We start from the raw sequence: 706 nt of genomic DNA, 5'->3' as shown, positions 1-706 counted from the left end.
CCCTTGCTGCTCTATTTAGCACTCACTGAAACTGCGATGGGAGCTATGTTAGCTCAATATCTGCCAGAGTTATGAAAAGAGAATGCGGTGTATTACTTGAGTAAAAAGATGACTGACTACGAGGTTAAATATGACGCCTTAGAGAAGACGTGTGTGGCATTGGTGTGGGTTACTCAAAAGCTCCGCCATTATATGCTGTCCTTTCAAGTGCAACTCATCAGTCGCATGGATCCTCTGAAGTATTTATTGGAGAAGCCAGTACTGTCCTATAGAACATCCCGTTGGTTGTTGCTACTATCTGAGTTCGACATTCAGTATGTGGTACAGAAGTCAGTGAAAGGGAGAGCGGTGGCAGAGTTTCTTGCAGAACATCCATCGGCAGCAGAAAAGCAGTCTGAGTACTACTTCCCTGACGAAGAAATTCTAGAAGTGAGTAAAGAACCGTGGAAAGTATTCTTTGATGGGGCTTATAACAAAAGAGGTTGTGGAATAGGCGCGTTGTTGGTTACACCGGAGGATAATTTGATACCATTATCTGTCAGGTTATCTTTCAATGCCACCAATAATATAGCCGAATATGAAGCCTGCATCCTAGCATTAGAAGCTGCCTTGGAGCTGGGTGTAGAAGAATTGGAAGTTTATGGGGACTCAGCATTGATTATCTGTCAAACCAGAGGAGAATGGAAGACTCGTGATAAGAAGTTGC

The 706-nt window shown here is 43.5% G+C and carries 1 protein-coding gene; it reads left to right on the top strand.

Annotation, left to right across the window (positions count from 1 at the left end; all coding sequences use genetic code 11):
• Positions 1-108: 108 nt before the first annotated feature.
• The coding region (locus HLA93_RS20430) for a ribonuclease H family protein (protein ID WP_222196273.1) at positions 109-706 on the top strand (598 nt) is incomplete at its 3' end.

The organism is Modestobacter italicus, assembly GCF_019799965.1.
Classification (GTDB): domain Bacteria; phylum Actinomycetota; class Actinomycetes; order Mycobacteriales; family Geodermatophilaceae; genus Modestobacter; species Modestobacter italicus_A.
The sequence above is the reverse complement of the archived record's forward strand: the minus strand, read 5'-3'. Positions and strand labels throughout refer to the sequence as shown.